This window comes from Pseudomonas sp. B21-035 (assembly GCF_024748945.1).
GTDB lineage: Bacteria > Pseudomonadota > Gammaproteobacteria > Pseudomonadales > Pseudomonadaceae > Aquipseudomonas.
In genome coordinates this window covers 3,647,034-3,664,270 of the sequence record NZ_CP087179.1, presented here as the reverse complement: position 1 = coordinate 3,664,270, position 17,237 = coordinate 3,647,034, and the positions used below count along the sequence as shown (strand labels likewise).

Annotated in this window: 19 protein-coding genes; 3 read left to right on the top strand and 16 right to left on the bottom strand. The window is 65.0% G+C overall.

What is annotated here, in order from left to right; translation table 11 throughout:
• Positions 1-54 precede the first annotated feature (54 nt).
• From LOY22_RS16690 to LOY22_RS16665, 6 genes are all read right to left on the bottom strand, one after another.
• Positions 55-669 carry an START domain-containing protein gene (locus tag LOY22_RS16690; RefSeq protein ID WP_045194331.1) on the bottom strand — a complete coding sequence of 205 codons (615 nt, stop codon included), beginning with the start codon at positions 667-669 and terminating at the stop codon, positions 55-57.
• A 48-nt stretch (positions 670-717) separates the two neighbouring features.
• Positions 718-2,079 carry an LLM class flavin-dependent oxidoreductase gene (locus LOY22_RS16685; protein WP_258594062.1) on the bottom strand — a complete coding sequence of 454 codons (1,362 nt, stop codon included), beginning with the start codon at positions 2,077-2,079 and terminating at the stop codon, positions 718-720.
• Positions 2,080-2,088: 9 nt separating this feature from the next.
• Positions 2,089-3,069, bottom strand: a complete 981-nt coding sequence (locus tag LOY22_RS16680) for an aliphatic sulfonate ABC transporter substrate-binding protein (RefSeq protein ID WP_258594060.1) — start codon at positions 3,067-3,069, stop codon at positions 2,089-2,091.
• Positions 3,070-3,267: 198 nt separating this feature from the next.
• The gene (locus LOY22_RS16675; protein ID WP_258594058.1) at positions 3,268-5,211 is read right to left on the bottom strand and encodes an autotransporter outer membrane beta-barrel domain-containing protein; all 1,944 of its coding nucleotides are present in this window, start codon (positions 5,209-5,211) and stop codon (positions 3,268-3,270) included.
• Between the two features lie 108 nt (positions 5,212-5,319).
• The gene (locus tag LOY22_RS16670; protein WP_093381261.1) at positions 5,320-6,003 is read right to left on the bottom strand and encodes a TetR/AcrR family transcriptional regulator; all 684 of its coding nucleotides are present in this window, start codon (positions 6,001-6,003) and stop codon (positions 5,320-5,322) included.
• A gap of 105 nt (positions 6,004-6,108) precedes the next feature.
• Positions 6,109-6,528, bottom strand: a complete 420-nt coding sequence (locus LOY22_RS16665; protein WP_045194323.1) for a heme-binding protein — start codon at positions 6,526-6,528, stop codon at positions 6,109-6,111.
• Positions 6,529-6,758: 230 nt separating this feature from the next.
• Between LOY22_RS16665 and LOY22_RS16660 the strand changes: the two genes are divergently transcribed.
• Positions 6,759-7,370, top strand: a complete 612-nt coding sequence (locus tag LOY22_RS16660) for an SCO family protein (protein WP_038995914.1) — start codon at positions 6,759-6,761, stop codon at positions 7,368-7,370.
• Positions 7,370-7,852 (top strand): copper chaperone PCu(A)C, encoded by a 483-nt coding sequence (locus tag LOY22_RS16655; protein WP_258594055.1) that lies wholly within the window; start codon positions 7,370-7,372, stop codon positions 7,850-7,852. The genes LOY22_RS16660 and LOY22_RS16655 overlap by 1 nt, the downstream gene beginning before the upstream one ends.
• Before the next feature lie 77 nt (positions 7,853-7,929).
• Here LOY22_RS16655 and LOY22_RS16650 read toward each other — a convergent pair whose 3' ends face one another.
• The 7 genes from LOY22_RS16650 to LOY22_RS16620 form a co-directional block, all read right to left on the bottom strand.
• Positions 7,930-8,457, bottom strand: coding sequence for a cytochrome b/b6 domain-containing protein (locus tag LOY22_RS16650; protein WP_258594053.1), 528 nt, complete (start codon positions 8,455-8,457; stop codon positions 7,930-7,932).
• A 10-nt stretch (positions 8,458-8,467) separates the two neighbouring features.
• Positions 8,468-8,722, bottom strand: coding sequence for a PepSY domain-containing protein (locus tag LOY22_RS16645; RefSeq protein ID WP_258594052.1), 255 nt, complete (start codon positions 8,720-8,722; stop codon positions 8,468-8,470).
• Between the two features lie 41 nt (positions 8,723-8,763).
• Positions 8,764-9,999, bottom strand: a complete 1,236-nt coding sequence (glcF, locus tag LOY22_RS16640; protein WP_258594050.1) for a glycolate oxidase subunit GlcF — start codon at positions 9,997-9,999, stop codon at positions 8,764-8,766.
• Positions 10,000-10,002: 3 nt separating this feature from the next.
• Positions 10,003-11,058, bottom strand: a complete 1,056-nt coding sequence (gene glcE, locus LOY22_RS16635; RefSeq protein WP_258594049.1) for a glycolate oxidase subunit GlcE — start codon at positions 11,056-11,058, stop codon at positions 10,003-10,005.
• Positions 11,058-12,557, bottom strand: coding sequence for a glycolate oxidase subunit GlcD (glcD, locus tag LOY22_RS16630; RefSeq protein WP_045195671.1), 1,500 nt, complete (start codon positions 12,555-12,557; stop codon positions 11,058-11,060). The genes glcE and glcD overlap by 1 nt, the downstream gene beginning before the upstream one ends.
• A gap of 133 nt (positions 12,558-12,690) precedes the next feature.
• Positions 12,691-12,915 carry a hypothetical protein gene (locus LOY22_RS16625; RefSeq protein WP_010222367.1) on the bottom strand — a complete coding sequence of 75 codons (225 nt, stop codon included), beginning with the start codon at positions 12,913-12,915 and terminating at the stop codon, positions 12,691-12,693.
• A 62-nt stretch (positions 12,916-12,977) separates the two neighbouring features.
• Positions 12,978-13,553, bottom strand: coding sequence for an NADAR family protein (locus tag LOY22_RS16620; RefSeq protein ID WP_258594046.1), 576 nt, complete (start codon positions 13,551-13,553; stop codon positions 12,978-12,980).
• Positions 13,554-13,779: 226 nt separating this feature from the next.
• Between LOY22_RS16620 and LOY22_RS16615 the strand changes: the two genes are divergently transcribed.
• Positions 13,780-14,952, top strand: a complete 1,173-nt coding sequence (locus tag LOY22_RS16615) for a sugar transporter (RefSeq protein WP_258594044.1) — start codon at positions 13,780-13,782, stop codon at positions 14,950-14,952.
• Between the two features lie 81 nt (positions 14,953-15,033).
• Here LOY22_RS16615 and LOY22_RS16610 read toward each other — a convergent pair whose 3' ends face one another.
• The 3 genes from LOY22_RS16610 to LOY22_RS16600 form a co-directional block, all read right to left on the bottom strand.
• Entirely contained in the window at positions 15,034-15,369 is a 336-nt protein-coding gene (locus LOY22_RS16610; RefSeq protein WP_258594042.1) for a hypothetical protein, read from the bottom strand.
• Between the two features lies 1 nt (position 15,370).
• Positions 15,371-15,631, bottom strand: coding sequence for a YceK/YidQ family lipoprotein (locus LOY22_RS16605; RefSeq protein ID WP_309475560.1), 261 nt, complete (start codon positions 15,629-15,631; stop codon positions 15,371-15,373).
• 76 nt (positions 15,632-15,707) lie between these two features.
• Positions 15,708-17,231, bottom strand: coding sequence for an FAD-dependent oxidoreductase (locus LOY22_RS16600; protein WP_258594040.1), 1,524 nt, complete (start codon positions 17,229-17,231; stop codon positions 15,708-15,710).
• Between the last annotated feature and the right edge of the window lie 6 nt (positions 17,232-17,237).

Genomic DNA, 17,237 nt, shown 5'->3' with positions numbered 1-17,237 from the left:
TCGGGTGCGGGCCGCCAACAAGCCGCGGACGACAAAAACCATGCAGGGCGCTGTTCAGGGCGCTGAGCCACCCTGGCGCTCGGCCACCGCGCGCAAGGTGCGCAAGGACACGCTGGGGGCATCGAGGACGAACTGGTTGGCCAGCCACGAGGGAATGTCGCCGGCCGGATCGGCCTGCAGTTGGTAGGTCACTTCGGTGAGTTGCTCGCCCTTGGGCACGAAGGTCCACAGGCCCTGGAGCTGGCGCACGCGGATCTGCCCCGGCACATGCTTGACCATGCCCGGCACGGCCTTGATGCGCCGTACCAGGCTGCCGTCGTCGCGGCGCTCGCTCTGCACCTGGATGACCATGTCGCGGGTGCTGGCCGGCCAGGGCAGGGCGGTGGTCAGGTAGACCCAGGTGCTGTCGCCCTCGACCTTGAGCAGGCGCATGTCGGCGCAGCCGTACAGCCATTTGCAGGCAACCCGCAGGTTTTCCTGCAGCTCGCTCAAGGTCGACACGCTGGCCTTGATCAACGCCACGCCGCGAAACTGCTGGTAGGGCGAACCCGGCACCTCGCTGAGGTACACCTGGATGCCGTCTTCATCCTGCGCCAGGTGCCACTGTTCAGTGGCGCTGGCGCCGCTGCTGAGGGCCAGCAACAGGCACAAGACAAGGCGAAGGCGCATGAACAGGCTCCAGCGGTTGGGCGACTGTTCAGAGCATAGTGCCTGGGATCAGATCTGGACGAGCCGGCCCTTGTGTTCGGCTTGCAAACGGTCACCGCGGCCGAACAGCTTGTGGCGCAAGGTTCCGTCTTCATATGCCGTGCGATAACGGCCACGGCGTTGCAGCTCGGGCACCACCTGCTCGACCACCGCTTGCAGGTCGTCGGGCACTACCGCATAGGTGAGGTTGAAACCGTCGATACCGGTGTGGTCGAGCCAGTCTTCCAGTTGATCGGCAATCTCTGACGCTGAACCGAGCAACACCGGGCCGCGGCCGCCGAGGCTGACGAACTCGGCCGCTTCGCGCACGGTCCAGCGCCGGTTCGGGTCGGCCTTGGTGAACACCGCCAGGGCAGTGCGGCCGGCGTCGTTGTCGATGTATTCGATCAACGCGTCGGGGTCGACCCCTGCGAAGTCGATCCCGGTCCAGCCCGACAGCAGGGTCAGCGCCGCATCGACGTCCACGTACTGGCGGTACTCCTGCAGCCTGGCCTCGGCCGCCTGGCGACTGTCGGCGACGATCAGCAGCGCCTGGGCGTAGATCAGCACGTCCTGTTCAGGCCGGCCGGCGTCGCGGGTGGCCTTGCGGATGCCTTCTACATAGCCGCTCAGCGCCGCCTGGGTCGGCGCGCTGATAAACACGCATTCGGCATGGTCGGCGGCAAAGCGCAGGCCGCGCGGCGAGGCGCCGGCCTGGAACAGCACCGGCGTGCGCTGCGGCGAAGGCTGGCTCAGGTGAATGCCGGGCACCTGGAAGTGCGCGCCCTGGTGGTTGATCGGGTGCACCCGGGCCGGGTCGAGGAACTGGCCGCTGGCACGGTCCTGCACCACGGCATCGTCGTCCCAGCTTTTTTCCCAGAGCTTGTACAGCACCTGCAGGTATTCCTCGGCCAGCTCATAGCGCTCGTCGTGGCCCAGTTGCCGCGCCAGGCCGAGGTTGCGTGCGGCGCTGTCGAGGTAACCGGTGACGATGTTCCAGCCCACCCGCCCGGCGCTCAGGTGATCGAGCGTGGACATGCGCCGGGCGAAGGGGTACGGGTGCTCGTAGGTCAGCGAAAAGGTGATGCCAAAGCCCAGGTGTTCGGTGACCCCGGCCATGGCCGGGACGATCAGCAGCGGGTCGTTGACCGGTACCTGCACGCCGCCGCGCAGGGCGCCGTCGGCGCTGCCCTGGTAGACGTCATAGATACCCAGCACATCGGCAATGAACAGCGCATCGAACAGCCCGCGTTCGAGCAGGCGGGCGAGGTCGGTCCAGTAACCCAGGCGATTGAAATCGACGCTGGTGTTGCGCGGATGGCGCCACAGCCCGGGGGACTGGTGGGTGGCGGCGTTCATGCTGAAAGCGTTAAAGCGGATGGTCTTGGACATGGTCTGTACTCAGGGCAGGACCGACACCGGGTAGACCGCATCGGCCACCTTCAGCGCTTTGGGGATCAGGCCCAGGCCCTGGAAGGTGTCGGCAAGCTTCTGCTGCTCGGCGGTGATTTTTGCGTCAATGGCCACGGCGTTGTAGTTGCGCCGCTCGCTGGCCACCTGCAGCACATCGGCGCCGATACCCAGTTGCGGTGCCAGCAGGGCAGCGACTTCGTCGGGCTTCTGGTTGGCCCAGTTGCTGACCTTGGCCAGTTCGCTGAAGAAGGTCTTCAGCAGTGCGCGGTTGTCGTCGGCAAAGGCCGCCGAGGACAGGTAGAAGGTGCGGTTGTTGGACAGCCCGCTGCCGTCGCGCAGGTTCTTCAGGCCCGGTTGCTGTTCGGCGGCGGCGAGGAACGGGTCCCACAGGGTCACGGCCTGCACGCTGCCGGACTGCAGTGCGGCCACGGCGTCGGCGGCATTGTTGACGTAGGCCGGGGTGATGTCCTTGTAGCTCAGGCCGGCATCCTGCAGGGCCACGGCCAGCAGGTACTGGGCGTTCCAGCCGCGACCGGTGGCCACGCGCTGGCCCTTGAGGGCGGCGACGTTGGCGATATGGTCCTGGTCGCGCACCACCAGGCCGATGCCCTTGGGGTAGGGCTGCTCGGCGGCCAGGTACACCACCGGCTTGCCGGCAGCCTGGGCAAATACCGAGGGTGCATCGGCGGCATGGCCAAGGTCGATGGCGCCGGTGCTCAGCGCTTCAAGCAGCTGCGGGCCGGCGGCGAATTCGTACCAGCTGACTTTCACCGCTTGTGGCTCCAGGGCTTTTTCCAGGGCGCCGCTGCCTTTGAGGATGTTGATGCTGTTGAACTTCTGGTAGCCGATGCGCAAGGTCTTGCTCGCTTCGGCATGGGCCAGCGGGGCGGGCAGGATCAGCGCCGCCAGGGCGGCAAACAGGCCGCCGGTGAGCAGGCGACGCAGAGGGGAATGGGGGGTGTGCGACATGGGCGGACTCCTGGGATTCAAGGGCAAGGCATGCCCGAAAATATAAGGAGCCCGCGCAGGCCCTTCAATTTGTTTATTCCAAATTGTTAGATTGTTTTGTTATTTTTATATCCTTTTATTCCTGTGGGAGCGGGCTTGCCCCGCGATTGCAATATGACTGACAGACCGCTATCGCGGGGCAAGCCCGCTCCTACAGGGTTAAAACTGCCATTGCACGCCCAGCGAGTAGCCAGCCTGATTACCCTCGCTATGGGCAAAGCGGCTGTTGACCTCGGCAAACACCCCCAACTGCTCGGTGAACATCAACTGTGCGCCCACTTGCGCGCGACCAAAGTTCTTGTCGACGCTGCCCATGTCCGCTACCCGCACACGGCCGTCGGCATTGCTGGTGAGGTCGATCTCGTCCAGGCGGCCATCGGCCAGTTCGCGTACCCAGCGCACGCTGGCGTAGGGTTGCAGGGCCATGTTCGCCCCCAGGCCAACGCTGCCATGCAGGCGCCAGCCGAGGCTGGCTTCGAGGGCGTCGTAGTTCTGCTTTTCGTAGCCCAGGGCAGTGCGCAGGGCCTGGTCTTCGTGGAAGTCATCGATGCGATAGTGCATGTAGTCCAGGCCCGCCACCGGGCCGGTCTTCAAGGCGCCGAAGCTGAAGTCGTAGCCGCCGTCGAGCCGCGCGCCCCAGAACCACGCCGAGGTGTCGCCGGACAGGCGCTGGTCGAGCAGCATCGGGCCGTTGCTGGCCTGGATGTACACCGAGCGCTTGGTATCAAAGCTTGTATGCCCGGCGCTCAGCTCGCCGGCCAGCCATTGCGGGCCGCCGTCGTTGAGCAGGGCAAACAGCCCGGCCTGCCAGGCGTCGCCTTCGATGCGCCCGCCGTGGTCGAGGGCGTCGCGGCTGCGCTGGAAGCTCAGGCTGGCACCGACAGTCAGGGCGTCATTGAGACGGTAATCGCCAACGCCATAAACGCCCACGCGTTTCGACTCGGGGTTGCCCGGCGCATCGAAACCGCTGTCTGGCGAAACTTCGCCTTCGACACCCACTTCACCATCAAAGCTGCCGACCGCCCGTGTGGCGTCCAGCAGGCTCAGCCAGCGGCGGTCATGCAGGCGGGTCAGGGCCTGGTGCTGGCGTTGCAACTGGTCTTCCATCTGCCGCGCCATGGCGCCGCCGGAGGCGGTAGAGGCGAGCAGGTCGGCGTTGGTCAGTTCCAGCACCAGGCGTGTCAGCAACCGCGAGAAGTCGCTCAGGCGCTGGTCGATGCGCTGCTGGCCGAAGGCGTTGGTCAGCACTTGCTGGTTGTCTTCAGCCGGGTCGTGCCAGGTCGAGCCGCCGGGGATCGCCGGGTTGTCGGTCTGCTCGTAGCCGTCCAGTTCACCCAGCTCCCAATTGGTGGCCTCGATGAACAGCACCGGCACGTTGAGGCTGTTGAAGCTTTCGCCGTCGCTGCAGCAGCCGGTGCCGGCCGGGTATTCGGGGTTCAGGCCGGGGTTGGTGAACAGCGCGATGTTCATCTCCTGGGCGATGCGCAGCAACTGGTCGCGGTAGGCGCCCAGGGCCGGGTTGGCGATGCTGTTGCTGGCGGCGTGGGCGTACATCTTGTCGCCGGTGATCAGGCTGTCGAGGTTGATCATGCCCAACAGGTTGGCGCGCTGGCTGTCGCTCAATGACGCGACATAGGCGCGCGAACCGCGCAGGCCTTCTTCTTCGGCACCAAAACCGACCACTTCCAGGCCGTTCTCCAGGGCCACGCCGCCCAGGTTGCGGGCGATCTCGGTGAGCACGGCGGCGCCCGAGGCGTTGTCGTCCAGGCCTTGCAGGGTTGGGCGGCCGAAGTAGGTGTCGTAGTGGGCGCCGAGCACCACGTAGGTGCTGTTCTGGCCCGCGGCGGAGGCGATGACGTTCTGCGAACTGCGGTTGCCGGCCCAGGTGAAGTCCTGGCGGCGGGTCTGGTAGCCGAAGCCCAGTTGTGTTTGCATCAGGGCGGTAGCACCTTCGAAACTGGCGGTACCGCGGTAACGTCCGGGGTAGTCGTTGATCAGACGGTCCAGGGTCTGCCCGGCATATTGCCCATATTCATAGGCGCTGGCGCCGGAGGACAACATTGCACAACCCAGGCTTACAGCGACTGCTAACGGTTTGAACACGGCACTTTTCCTTATGTGTCGTTACGAAAGGCGCATCATAGGATGCGTCGCCTCGCAGTAAGCAGGATGTGTACCGTTTTGTGACTGATGTAGGAAATTTATCCGGTTTTAGGCGTTTATCACTCCACGCAGCAACAGTTGCGTGAGGGTCTGCGCGCCCGCTTCCAGCTCGCTCTCGTTGATCTTGCCGACACCGCCGGCCATCAGTTGCGAGCCGAAATTAGCGTAGGCCAGGGTGGTTGCCCACAGGCTGATCAGCAGGTGCTGCGGGTCGAGCGCCGCCAACTGGCCACGGGCAATCCACTGGCGCAGGCAATCGAGGCTGCGCTCGACCTCACCCTGCAGATGTTCGATATGGCTGCCAGGCAACTGCCGCGCGCCGTGCAGCAATTCAGCCGCCAGCACTTTTGCCGCCCAGGGCTGCTTGCGGATCAGCCGCAGGTTGGCGCGGATCATGCCGCCCAGGGCGGGGCCGGGTTCGCTGTCGGGCTGCAGCAGGGCGAAAGCCTGCAGGTAGGGCACGGCGACCATCTCCAGCACCTGCTGGTAGAGGTTCTGCTTGGAGCTGAAGTAGTAGTTGATATTGGCCTTTGGCAGCCCGCTCGAGCGCGCCACATCGCCAATGGTGGTGGCGGCGAAACCCTTGCAGGCAAAGCTTCTGGCCGCCTCGCGCAGGATCCGTGCACGGTTGCGCCGCCCGGTACTGTTGGGCTTGATCGGTGCCGGGCTGGCCGGCTCGTAGACCTCGAGGTGCGAAGGGTCAGGGGCGCCCGGGTAACTTGACTGGTCCATCTGCGGCCTGCTGATCGCGTACAATTTTCGTAATATACAAAATTATATAGCGATAGGCGCAGGCTTTCCCAGTCAGGCGACCGTGGCGAAAAAATCGAGGGGGTTTTAGCTGCCCAGGGTCGCCAGCAACGCGGCGATCGCCACCTTGGCCACCTGCGCATCCTGCTCCGACCTGACCCCGGAAACACCCACCGCGCCGATCACCTGGCCGTCCACCCGCAGCGGCACGCCGCCTTCGAGGGTGGCGTTGAGCACCGGCACCGAGAGAAAGGCCGTGCGCCCGCCGTTGATGATGTCTTCGTAGACCTTGCTGTCCTTGCGCCCCAGAGCCGCGGTGCGGGCTTTTTCCTGGGCGATGTAGGCGCTGATCGGCGGGCAGCCGTCCAGGCGTTCGAGGGCCAGCGGGTGGCCGCCGTCATCGACCACGGCGATGCTCACCGGCCACTGGTTGGCCTGGGCTTCGGCGCGGGCGGCGGCAAGCAGTTGCGCGACTTCGTGTTGGGTCAGTACGGCCTTGCTGAGCATGGGGAGGGCTCCACGAGTGAGAGGCGAGCAGGATGCGTCATTACTACCGTAGACGTTGCCGGATGTTTCTTGTCACTGCCTGCGACAACAGGCCGCACCCCGTAATTACTGGGATACAGACGTACGGGGCGCTGCGCGCTGGAACCTGCGTCCGCCACCATGACAAAATGCGAAGGTTTCTCGACATGCCCTCTATCCAGGGGCTGGCACCTTCCCGAAAGGATGGTTACATGACTGATTTACTGACCCGGCGCCAGGTTGTTGCCGGGATCAGCCTGCTGGGCCTCGGCGCCCTTGCAGGTTGCGACCCCCGTTCCGGTGGCGCGCTGGACTTCAAGTACGGCAAGGACATGAGCAACAAGATCCTCGGCCGTTCGTTCAAGCTCAAGGATACCCAAGGCAACGTCCGTACCCTGTCGAGTTTCTGGGGTTCGATGCCGATGGTGTTCTTCGGTTTCACCCAGTGCCCGGCGGTGTGCCCGACCACCCTGGCGCGCGCGGTGCAGATCAAGAAGCTGATGGGCCGCGATGCAGGCTTTTTGCAGGTGGTGTTCATCAGCCTCGACCCCGAGCGCGATACCCCCGAGGTGCTCGACGCCTACGTCAAGGCCTTCGACCCCTCGTTCGTGGCGTTGTCCGGCACCCTCGAAGAAACCGCGGCAGCCGCCCGCGAGTTCGGTGTGTTCTACGAGAAGGTGCCAGCCGGCGATACCTATACCATCTCGCACACCTCGACCAGCTACGTCTTCGATTCCCGCGGCCAGCTGCGCCTGGGCCTGTCCCATTCGCTCAATGCAAAAGAGTGCGCAGAAGACCTGCTCACTGTCATGGAGGTGTGTTAATGCTTCACAACCCTGTCAAACGTACCCTGGCCGCGCTGGCCCTGATCGGCCTGGCCCTGCCGGCCATGGCCGAAACCACCGTCAGCGACGCCTGGGCGCGTGCTACCGTGCCCAACCAGAAGTCCAGCGGTGCTTTCATGACCCTTACCGCCAGCACCGACAGCAAGCTGCTCAGCGTCGCCTCGCCGGTGGCCAGGACCGTGCAGGTGCACCAGATGACCATGGAAAACGACGTGATGAAAATGGGCGAGGTCGACAGCCTGCCGCTGCCGGCCGGCAAGGCGGTGAGCCTTGACCCCAACGGTTATCACGTGATGCTCATGGACCTCAACCAGCAACTCAAGGAAGGCGAGCACGTGCCGCTGACCCTGGTGGTCGAGGATGCCAAGGGCGTCAAGCAGCGCATTGAAGTGAACGCGCCGGTGCGGGCGTTGAATGCGCAAGCCATGCATGGGCATGATCACCAGCCTATGCAGCACTGATAGAGGGCTGCTGCGCAGCCCATCGCTGGCAAGCCAGTTCCACAGTTCGGTGGGTGCTGGCTTGACCCGCGATCGTTTCAGCGCCGCCGGCGCCTGCCGGTGACCATCGACAGCGGCAGGTTCTCCTTCAGCCGCCAGCTCTCGAACAGCGCCGCCGCAATGTGCAGGCACACCAGCGCCAACAGGGCATCGGCCATCAACTCGTGAATATCGCGCAGGCCGTCGTCGCCCCAGAAGTAGTAGATCTCTTCCATCATGAAGCCGCTGACGCCAAGGCCGGCCATCAGCAGCAACATCAGCACCATCACCAGCGCGCCCAACGGCGAATGGCCGAGGCGGTGGTAGTCTTGGCCGCGGAACAGGGCCTGCAAGTGCCACTTCAAGCGCGTGGGCGTTGGCCAGAAGTGCGCCCAGCGCGCCGCCGGGCTGCCGACAAAGCCCCAGACACTGCGCAGCAGTACGATCGTCAGGCCGTAATAGCCCAGCCAGCGGTGCCCGCCATCGCCTTCTTCGGTGAGAAAATAGCCACCGACAAACACCACCACCAGCGACCAGTGGCACACGCGCACCAGCGGGTCCCAGAGGCGCAGGCTATCGTCGCTCACCTCAGTCGATCTATTCTTTCACCTTTTTACCGGTGACCGGGTCGAAGTAGATCTCGACTTTTTTACCGTCTTTGTTCTTGCCGTAGATCTCGTAGCAATTGCCATCGGTGACCTTGAACTTCTTGATCTCGTAGCCCTGTTTTTTCAGTTCTTCCTGAAAGTTGTTCTGGTCCTGCCATTGGTTCTTTTCAGCAGTGCTGCATTCGGTCTTGGCCAGGACGGCGGGGCTGATGACCAGCAGTGAGACAAGCAGAAGATGACGCATGACGAGTCCTCGGGTTGTCGAACAGGGGTGCCCGTTTGAGCTTATGCCAGGCTTGGCGACTTCGCTAGCGCCTCGTCCACCAGCTCGATCCAGTGCCGCACCGGGGTGCGCCCGGCGCCATCGAGGTGGGTCTGGCAGCCGATATTGGCGCTGACGATGACATCCGGCCGGCCGCTTTCCAGGGCATCGAGCTTGTTGTCGCGCAGTTGCCTGGCCAGTTGCGGCTGGGTCAGCGAATAGGTGCCCGCCGAGCCGCAGCACAGGTGGCCGTCGGGCACATTGCTGAGGTTGAAACCCAGGCGCTTGAGCAGGGCCTCGACGCTGCCGCCAAGCTTCTGCGCATGCTGCAGGCTGCACGGGCAATGCACTGCCAGCAGCTGGCCGCTGTGGCAGGCCAGTTTATCCAGGGGCTCGGCCGCGACGACCTCGACCAGGTCCCTGGCCAGTTTGCTGACCCGCCGGGCTTTGCTTGCGTACTGCGCATCGCCGTGCAGCAGCTTGGCGTAGTCCTTGACGAAGGCGCCGCAACCGCTGGCGGTTTGCACGATGGCTTCGGCGCCGGCCTCGATGGCCGGCCACCAGGCGTCGATGTTGTGCCGGGCGCGTTCAAGGCCACGGGCTTGGGCATCGAGGTGATAGTCGACAGCGCCACAGCAGCCGGCTTGGGGCGTGGCGGTGACGCTGATGCCCAGGCGATCGAGCACCCGCGCCGTGGCGGCGTTGGTGTTGGGCGACAGGCCCGGTTGCACGCAGCCTTCAAGCAGCAGTACCCGCCGCTCATGGTGCGCTTGCGGGCGCGCCTGGGCCGTGGCTGCCGAGCGCGGCAGCTTGGCCTTGAGCGCTGCCGGCAGCAGGCTGTCGACGCTGCGCCCCAGTTGCACCAGGCGCTTGAACGCTGTCGGGTGGCTGGCCAGGTTACGCAGGCCGCTGCGCAAGGCCCGCTGCAGCGGCGGGCGGGCCACCGCCTGGTCGACCACGGCGCGGCCGATGTCCAGCAGGTTGTGGTAATCGACCCCGGACGGGCAGGTGGTTTCGCAGTTGCGGCACGACAGGCAGCGGTCCAGGTGCAGTTGGGTCTTGGCGCTGGCCGGCTGGCCTTCGAGCACCTGCTTGATCAGGTAGATGCGCCCGCGCGGGCCGTCCAGTTCGTCGCCGAGCAACTGATAGGTCGGGCAGGTGGCGTTGCAAAAGCCGCAGTGCACGCAACTGCGCAGGATGCGCTCGGCCTCTTCGGCGCGGGCTAGACGTTTGGCGGCATCGCTCAGGGTGGTTTGCATGGCTCAGATCTCCGCGTACATCCGCCCGGGGTTGAAGATCCCTTGCGGGTCGAGGCGCTGCTTGAGTTGTTGGTGATAGCGCAGCAAGGCCGCGGGTAGCGGCTGGAACGGGCTGTCGCTGGCGCTGTAGCAGGTGGCATGGCCGCCCAGTCGGCTTGCAGCCGCGCGAATGGCCTCGGCCGGGGCCTCGGACTTGAGCCAGCGCTGGGCACCGGCCCAGTCCAGCAGTTGCTCGCCGGGCAGCTCCAGCAGCGGGCTGTGGTTGGGCAAGGATATGCGCCACAGCGGGCGCGGGTCGGCGAAAAACCCCAGGCGCTGGTGGTTCAGGTCTTGCCACCAGCAAGCCTTGAAGCGCTCGCCGCCGAGCCGGTCGCGGGCGGCCTTGACCGAACCTTCACCGCCTTCAAGGCGCAGGCGCAACACATTGCCGTCATGGCAGGCGGCGCTGATCGGCAGCGGTTGCTGGCCCCATTGCGCCAGTTTCAGCAGGGCTTGCTGCGGGTCGAGCTGCAGGGCGATGTGCGCGTCGCAGCGCGGCTTGGGCAGTACTTTCAGTGACACCTCGCTGATCAACCCCAGGCAGCCGAAGCTGCCGGCCATCAGTCGCGACAGGTCGTAGCCGGCGACGTTCTTCATCACCTCGCCGCCAAAACGCAGGTGCAGGCCCAGGCCGCTGATCACCCGGGTGCCGAGCACGTAGTCGCGAACCGAGCCGGCCCAGGGCCGGCGCGGCCCCGACAGCCCGGCAGCGAGCATGCCGCCGAGGGTGGCGCCGTCGTCACTGTGCGGCGGCTCGCAGGGCAGCATCTGCCCGGCGGCCTCAAGCGTCGCCGTCAATTCCGTCAGCGGCGTGCCGGCGCGGGCGGTGATCACCAGCTCCGTCGGGTCGTAGTTGACGATGCCGCGGTGCTCGCGGGTATCGAGCTCGATCCCGGCTACCGGGCGGCCGAGATAAGCCTTGCTGGTGCCGCCTCGAATGCGCAAGGGCGTGCCCTCGGCGCGGGCCTGGTTGACCTGTTCGAGCAGCGCCTGGCTGGCATCGTTGTTGTGCGCCAGCATCAGAAGCGCTCCAGCTCGGGGAAGGGCAGTTGCCCGGCGTGCACATGCATGGCGCCAAACTCGGCGCAGCGCTGCAGGGTCGGGATGTTCTTGCCGGGGTTGAGCAAGCGATGGGGGTCGAAGGCCGCCTTGACTGCGTGAAACAGGGTCAGCTCGTCGCTGCTGAACTGCGCGCACATCTGGTTGATCTTCTCGCGGCCGACGCCATGCTCGCCGGTGATGCTGCCGCCGACACTCACGCACAGTTCGAGAATCTCGCCGCCAAAGGCTTCGGCGCGCTCCAGCTCGCCGGGCTGGTTGGCGTCGAAGAGGATCAGCGGGTGCATGTTGCCGTCGCCGGCATGAAAGACGTTGGCCACCCGCAGATCGTATTTATGCGATAGCACGGCGATGCGTTGCAGCACATGGGGCAACTCGCGGCGTGGGATGGTGCCGTCCATGCAGTAATAATCGGCTGAAATTCGCCCGACCGCCGGAAAGGCGTTCTTGCGCCCGGCCCAGAACTTCACCCGCTCCACCTCGTCACGGGCCTGGCGTACTTCGCTGGCACCGGCCTGTTCGAACAGGGTACGTACCCGCTCGCAATCGTCGTGCACATCGGCTTCGACGCCATCCAGTTCGCACAGCAGAATCGCCTCGGCGTCGACCGGGTAGCCGGCATGAATGAAGTCTTCAGCGGCGCGGATCGCCAGGTTGTCCATCATCTCCAGGCCACCGGGAATGATCCCGGCAGCGATGATGTCGCCAACCGCGCGCCCGGCTTTTTCCACCGAGTCGAAAGCCGCCAGCAGCACCTTGGCCACCTGCGGCCTGGGCAGCAGCTTGACCGTTACTTCGGTGATGATCCCGAGCATGCCTTCGGAGCCGGTGAACAGCGCCAGCAGGTCAAAGCCCGGGGCATCGAGGCTGTCGGCGCCGAGGGTCAGGCATTCGCCTTCAACGGTAAGGATCTCGACCTTGAGCAGGTTGTGCACGGTCAGGCCATATTTCAGGCAGTGCACGCCGCCGGCATTTTCGGCGACGTTGCCACCGATCGAGCAGGCGATCTGCGACGACGGGTCGGGTGCGTAGTACAGCTCATAAGGCGCGGCGGCCTGGGAGATCGCCAGGTTGCGCACCCCCGGCTGCACCCGCGCGGTGCGCGCGGCGGGGTCGATGGCGAGGATCTTGTTGAAGCGCGCCATCACCAGCAGCACGCCTTTTTCCAGGGGCAGGGCGCCGCCCGACAGGCCGGTGCCGGCGCCACGGGCGACCACCGGCACCTTGCGGGCAAAACACAACCTGAGAATGCCTTGCACCTGCTCGAGGGTATGCGGCAGCAACACCAGCAGCGGCAGTGTGCGGTAGGCCGAGAGGCCATCGCATTCGTAGGGCTTGAGGTCTTCCTCGGCGTGGAGGATATCGAGATCGGGCAGTTGTGCCTGCAAGGCCTGCAGCAGCGCCTGCTTGTCGACGGCGGGCAGGGCACCATCGACGTTTTCGTCGTAAAGGATATTCATTGACAGCCAGTCACCGGAATGTGCCAGAAGTTGCTGGAAATCGTAGACGATAAACAGCACCTGGCACTGGCGACCCAGGCTCTTGGGCGATTGACCTCACGCGTGTCGCGCACCCGCCACCCGCCTTTGCGGGCTAGCGGAAACGCGGCAGCGGGCGTTCGACGCTCAGCGAGGTGAGGGTTTTTCTGACCAGCTGATCATCGGCTTCGACGGCCTTGAGGGTGTCGCGGATCTTGCCGGCCACCGGCACATCGCCCTGGCGGTCGATCCAGTCGGCAATCTCCTTGCACGCCGAAGCGAGCCGGGCCTGGCGTTGGTTGATCAGGTTAAGGGCTGTGGTGATCTCTTTATCGGACATGAGGGAATCCTCCATCTGCGCGAATAAAGTGTAGCAGCGCAGAAAAATCCTGCGCTGGGCCCTCAGCCAGCCAGGCGCTCGCGCACGCGCATCAGCGCATAGCCGAGCAGGTTCAGCCCTTGCCACTGGCGTGGATCGTCCGCTTGCGCGGCCTTGGCGTCCAGGCCGATGCCCCAGATGCTGTCCACCGGGCTGGCCTCGACCAGCACCTGGCCGGCGGTAGAGAGTAGAAATGTGCGCAGCCCCGGGTTCTGTTCGAACTTGAGCAGGTTGGCCTGCTCGACGATCGCCGAGCGCTCGGCCACCCAGGCGGCGTCATCGTAGCCGGCGACTTCGCGGCCCAGCTTCTTGGCCTCGGCCGGCGTGCGCGCGGCGAGAATTTTCGCCAACGTTGCCTGGTCGTCGAACAGCCGCGCCTTGCCGGCCATCATGTAGTGCTCGGCGCTGGGGTAGTGGAGGCCTTGCTCTTTGAAGCCGGCCTCGAACCACTGGCTGAAGCAGCTTTTGTCCGGCTTGCCCTCGACCTTTTGCCGGTGGCCCCAGAAGTACAGGTACTGCGGCGCCAGGCCCTGGTCGATAGCGCCGATCAGGCTGTCATTGTCGAGGATGTTGGCCAAAGCCTGGGAGGGTTGCGACATAGCGGGGAGTCTTCCATGAACGAATCGGGCCATGGTACTCCACGCCTGCGCGGTTGTGACAGCTTCGGTGCTGACGTACTATCCTTGCCAGCAAGCGATACCCCGCATACTTATAAATCATTCCTCAGCGCACACGCTTCACTCAGGCCCGACCGGCATGAGTGTCTGGCGCTGGGCGCGTTTTCGTTCCCGGCAACCGCAAACGACTCGGAGCAAGGCTTTACTCATGAATACATCCGTGGATGCGCGAACCGGCAGTTGGCTGAGTGTCATCGCCCTGGCCCTGGCGGCCTTCATTTTCAACACCACTGAATTCGTCCCGGTGGCGCTGCTCAGCGACATCGGCCGCAGCTTCGACATGTCCACCGCCCAGGTCGGCCTGATGCTGACCATCTATGCCTGGGTGGTGGCCCTGGCCTCGCTGCCGATGATGCTGCTGACCCGCAATATCGAGCGGCGCAAGTTGCTGATCATCGTCTTTGCCTTGTTCATCCTCAGCCATTTGCTTTCGGGGGTGGCGCAGAGCTTTGGCATGCTGCTGGTCAGCCGTATCGGCATCGCCCTGGCCCATGCGGTGTTCTGGGCCATTACTGCCTCGCTGGCGGTGCGCGTGGCGCCACCGGGGCAGCAGGCCAAGGCCCTGGGGCTGCTGGCAACCGGCACCACCCTGGCGATGGTCATGGGCATTCCGCTGGGGCGGGTGGTGGGTGAGGCCCTGGGCTGGCGCACCACTTTCCTGGCGATTGCCGGGGTGGCCTTGGCGACCTTGCTGTGCCTGGTCAAATCGCTGCCGCTGCTGCCGAGCCAGAACTCCGGCTCGTTGCGCAGCGTACCGGTGCTGTTCAAGCGCCCGGCGCTGGTCACCGTGTATGTGCTGGTGGCGCTGGTGATTGCCGCGCAGTTCACTGCCTACAGTTACATCGAGCCGTTTGCCCTGAACGTCGCGCAGATCGGCGGCGAACTGACCACCGTGCTGCTGTTGCTGTTTGGCGGCGCCGGGGTGTTCGGTTCGGTGCTGTTCAGCCGCTACAGCGAGCGATTCCCGCAGGGCTTTCTGATCGGTGCGATCGCCATGCTGGCGACCTGTCTGCTGCTGTTGCTGCCGTTGGCCGCCGACTTCCGCCTGCTGGGCACCTTGAGCGTGTTCTGGGGCGTGTCGATCATGTGCTTCAGCCTGGCGTTGCAGTCCAAGGTGCTGATCCTCGCCTCGGACGCCACCGACGTGGCCATGGCCATGTTCTCCGGCATTTATAACATCGGCATTGGTGCCGGGGCGCTGATCGGCAGCCTGGTCAGCGTGCACATGGGCCTGGGTAACATCGGCTATGTCGGCGGATCGGTGGCCCTGGGGGGGTTGCTGTTGTGCGGGGTGACGACCTACAGGTTTGCCCGCGCCTAGGGGCTGCGTTGCAGCCCATCGCCGGCAAGCCAGCTCCCACACGGACTGCGCAAAACCTGTGGGAGCGGGCTTGCCCCGCGATCAATCGCGAATCTTCAGCAGCCCATCGCAGCCCAGGCAACGCACCTTTTTCAGCTTGCGCACTTCGCTGAAGCCGACCCGGCGTGACAGCGCGGTGCCGACCTCATCCTTGTACAAGTGCATCATCGCTGCGTTGCACAGTGGGCAGCGTACCAGCATCGACAACGGAAAGGTCAGGCAGCCAAGGCCCAGAACCACCAGGATAATGGCGGTGCCCAGGCTTTTCGGCATCCAGTCGAACAGGGTCAGCACCATCAGCGGCGCGCCGATATAGATGATGAAGTCATTGATGTAGATATTCAGAAACGCCACGCGGCGGTAGTCGAGCTGGGGCATTTCAGTTCATCGAGTCATAGGGCAGCAGGGCGGTGTCGACCACCATGTCCGCCGGCAGGGTGACAATCGCAGCCACCGGGCAGACGATGGTCACCCAGCAGAAGATCGTTGAATAACCTTCGTAGCCGCTGGCGCCAATCGTGGTCAGTAACTGGACGTTGGCCTGGGTGCCTTTGTAGTAGTCGCCGCTGCCGTAGCTGTTGGAGCCGCGCGCAAGAAAAGTGCCGCAACTGGCCAGGAGCAGGGTCGAGGCCAGGAGCAAAGAGGTGAGGATTCTGATGATGCCATTCCTTAGCAGATAGAGAGGCGAAACCTGCGCGCATTCTCGCACAACAGCGCTAGTATCCGCGCATCCCGCGTGCACTGAAGTACTCTTCGAGCACCTCTGGCCCGGCGCCGACCTGGGCCAGCGCGACGTAGCTGTCCGGGCGCAGCAGGTACACGCCGTCCCGCTGCAAGCCGGCCGCCTCGTGGGCGTCGCACCATTCGAACACTTCCAGCGGCATGCCGCGGTCGCTGCACCAGGCCACCAGGCTGCCGCTGGCGGCACCATACACCTGAACCTGCCAGCGCATCCGCGCCAGCCCGGCAAAGTTGTCGTGGGCGCCGTCGCTGACCCACGGCAGGCGCTCGCCACCATGTACCTGGCCGGCGCTGCCGACGCTCAGGGGCATGTCGCGGTAGTTCAGGGTGATTTGCGAAACGGTGCGGAACAAAAACGTCCGCGCAGTTTTGAGCGCCGCCACCCGCGGCAGCAGCACGGGGGCCAGGCGGGTGCGCAGCAGGGCGGCCAGGCGGCCGTCGGCGGTGATGAAGTTGAACACCTGGTCGGTGGTCGCCACCAGCCGCTGGGCAAAAGCACTGCGCTCGATTTCGTAGGTTTCGAGCAGGGCCTCGGTGGCGCTGCCTTGCAACACCGCCGCCAGTTTCCACGCCAGGTTGATGGCATCGCCGATGCCGGTGTTCATGCCCTGGCCACCGGCCGGGCTGTGTACGTGGGCGGCGTCGCCAAGCAGGAAGGCGCGCTCGTGGCCAAACTGCTCGGCCACCCGGTGGTGCACGCGGTAGGTAGAGAACCAGTTGACCTGATGGATCTCGACCTTCAGGTGCTCCATGGCGCGCTGGCTGACATCCTCGAAACGCAGGTCGCGGGGGTGTTCGGCACGCGCGTCGCGCACCGTGCCGATCAACCGTGCGCGGCCGCTGCCGGCCAGTGGGAATACGGCGAGAAAGTCGGCCTCGTCGAGGTCGACGTGCAGCTCGCCGTTGAACGCCGGCCCCGCGCCATCGACATCGGCGACATAAAACACCTGCTCGTAAGTGCCGCCGGGAAAGCCGATGCCCAGGACCTTGCGCACCGTCGAGCGGGCGCCGTCGCAACCGGCGATGTAATCGGCTTGGCAGACTTCCTCGACGCCGTCGGCATGGCGCAGGCGGGCGGTGACGCCTTCGGCGTCCTGGCTGAAGCCGAGCAGCTCGGTTTGCCGTTCGACGGCCACCGCAAAGCGCTGCAGGCGCTCGATCAGCAGTTGCTCGTGCTGGTCCTGCGGGTAGATATGCAGGAACGGGTAGGGCGTAAGTTCGGCGCCAATGCTGTTGAACGGCAGCCGCGCGGCGGTTTCGCCCTTGACCCACAGGTTGGCCGCCGGCACCTGGTGGCCCTGGGCGAGGACTGCCTCGGTCAGGTCCAGCTGGCGGTACAGCTCCAGGGTCCGCGCCTGCACCGCCAGGGCCCGGGAGGTGGTGCCGGGGCCGCTGGTTCTGTCGATGATCCGCACCTTGATGCCCAGCTTGCTCAGCCACAGCGCCAGCACCAGCCCGGTGGGGCCGGCGCCGATAATCAGTACGTCACAGCGGTTCATCGCAGG

What these genes read in the sequence shown, in the direction of transcription:
- LOY22_RS16685 (WP_258594062.1), bottom strand. Translation starts at nt 2,079, where the DNA reads ATGTCCAAGACCATCCGCTTTAACGCTTTCAGCATGAACGCCGCCACC.
- LOY22_RS16680 (WP_258594060.1), bottom strand. Translation starts at nt 3,069, where the DNA reads ATGTCGCACACCCCCCATTCCCCTCTGCGTCGCCTGCTCACCGGCGGC.
- LOY22_RS16670 (WP_093381261.1), bottom strand. Translation starts at nt 6,003, where the DNA reads ATGGACCAGTCAAGTTACCCGGGCGCCCCTGACCCTTCGCACCTCGAG.
- LOY22_RS16690 (WP_045194331.1), bottom strand. Translation starts at nt 669, where the DNA reads ATGCGCCTTCGCCTTGTCTTGTGCCTGTTGCTGGCCCTCAGCAGCGGC.
- LOY22_RS16655 (WP_258594055.1), top strand. Translation starts at nt 7,370, where the DNA reads ATGCTTCACAACCCTGTCAAACGTACCCTGGCCGCGCTGGCCCTGATC.
- LOY22_RS16600 (WP_258594040.1), bottom strand. Translation starts at nt 17,231, where the DNA reads ATGAACCGCTGTGACGTACTGATTATCGGCGCCGGCCCCACCGGGCTG.
- LOY22_RS16615 (WP_258594044.1), top strand. Translation starts at nt 13,780, where the DNA reads ATGAATACATCCGTGGATGCGCGAACCGGCAGTTGGCTGAGTGTCATC.
- LOY22_RS16665 (WP_045194323.1), bottom strand. Translation starts at nt 6,528, where the DNA reads ATGCTCAGCAAGGCCGTACTGACCCAACACGAAGTCGCGCAACTGCTT.
- LOY22_RS16645 (WP_258594052.1), bottom strand. Translation starts at nt 8,722, where the DNA reads ATGCGTCATCTTCTGCTTGTCTCACTGCTGGTCATCAGCCCCGCCGTC.
- LOY22_RS16620 (WP_258594046.1), bottom strand. Translation starts at nt 13,553, where the DNA reads ATGTCGCAACCCTCCCAGGCTTTGGCCAACATCCTCGACAATGACAGC.
- glcD (WP_045195671.1), bottom strand. Translation starts at nt 12,557, where the DNA reads ATGAATATCCTTTACGACGAAAACGTCGATGGTGCCCTGCCCGCCGTC.
- glcF (WP_258594050.1), bottom strand. Translation starts at nt 9,999, where the DNA reads ATGCAAACCACCCTGAGCGATGCCGCCAAACGTCTAGCCCGCGCCGAA.
- LOY22_RS16625 (WP_010222367.1), bottom strand. Translation starts at nt 12,915, where the DNA reads ATGTCCGATAAAGAGATCACCACAGCCCTTAACCTGATCAACCAACGC.
- LOY22_RS16610 (WP_258594042.1), bottom strand. Translation starts at nt 15,369, where the DNA reads ATGCCCCAGCTCGACTACCGCCGCGTGGCGTTTCTGAATATCTACATC.
- glcE (WP_258594049.1), bottom strand. Translation starts at nt 11,058, where the DNA reads ATGCTGGCGCACAACAACGATGCCAGCCAGGCGCTGCTCGAACAGGTC.
- LOY22_RS16660 (WP_038995914.1), top strand. Translation starts at nt 6,759, where the DNA reads ATGACTGATTTACTGACCCGGCGCCAGGTTGTTGCCGGGATCAGCCTG.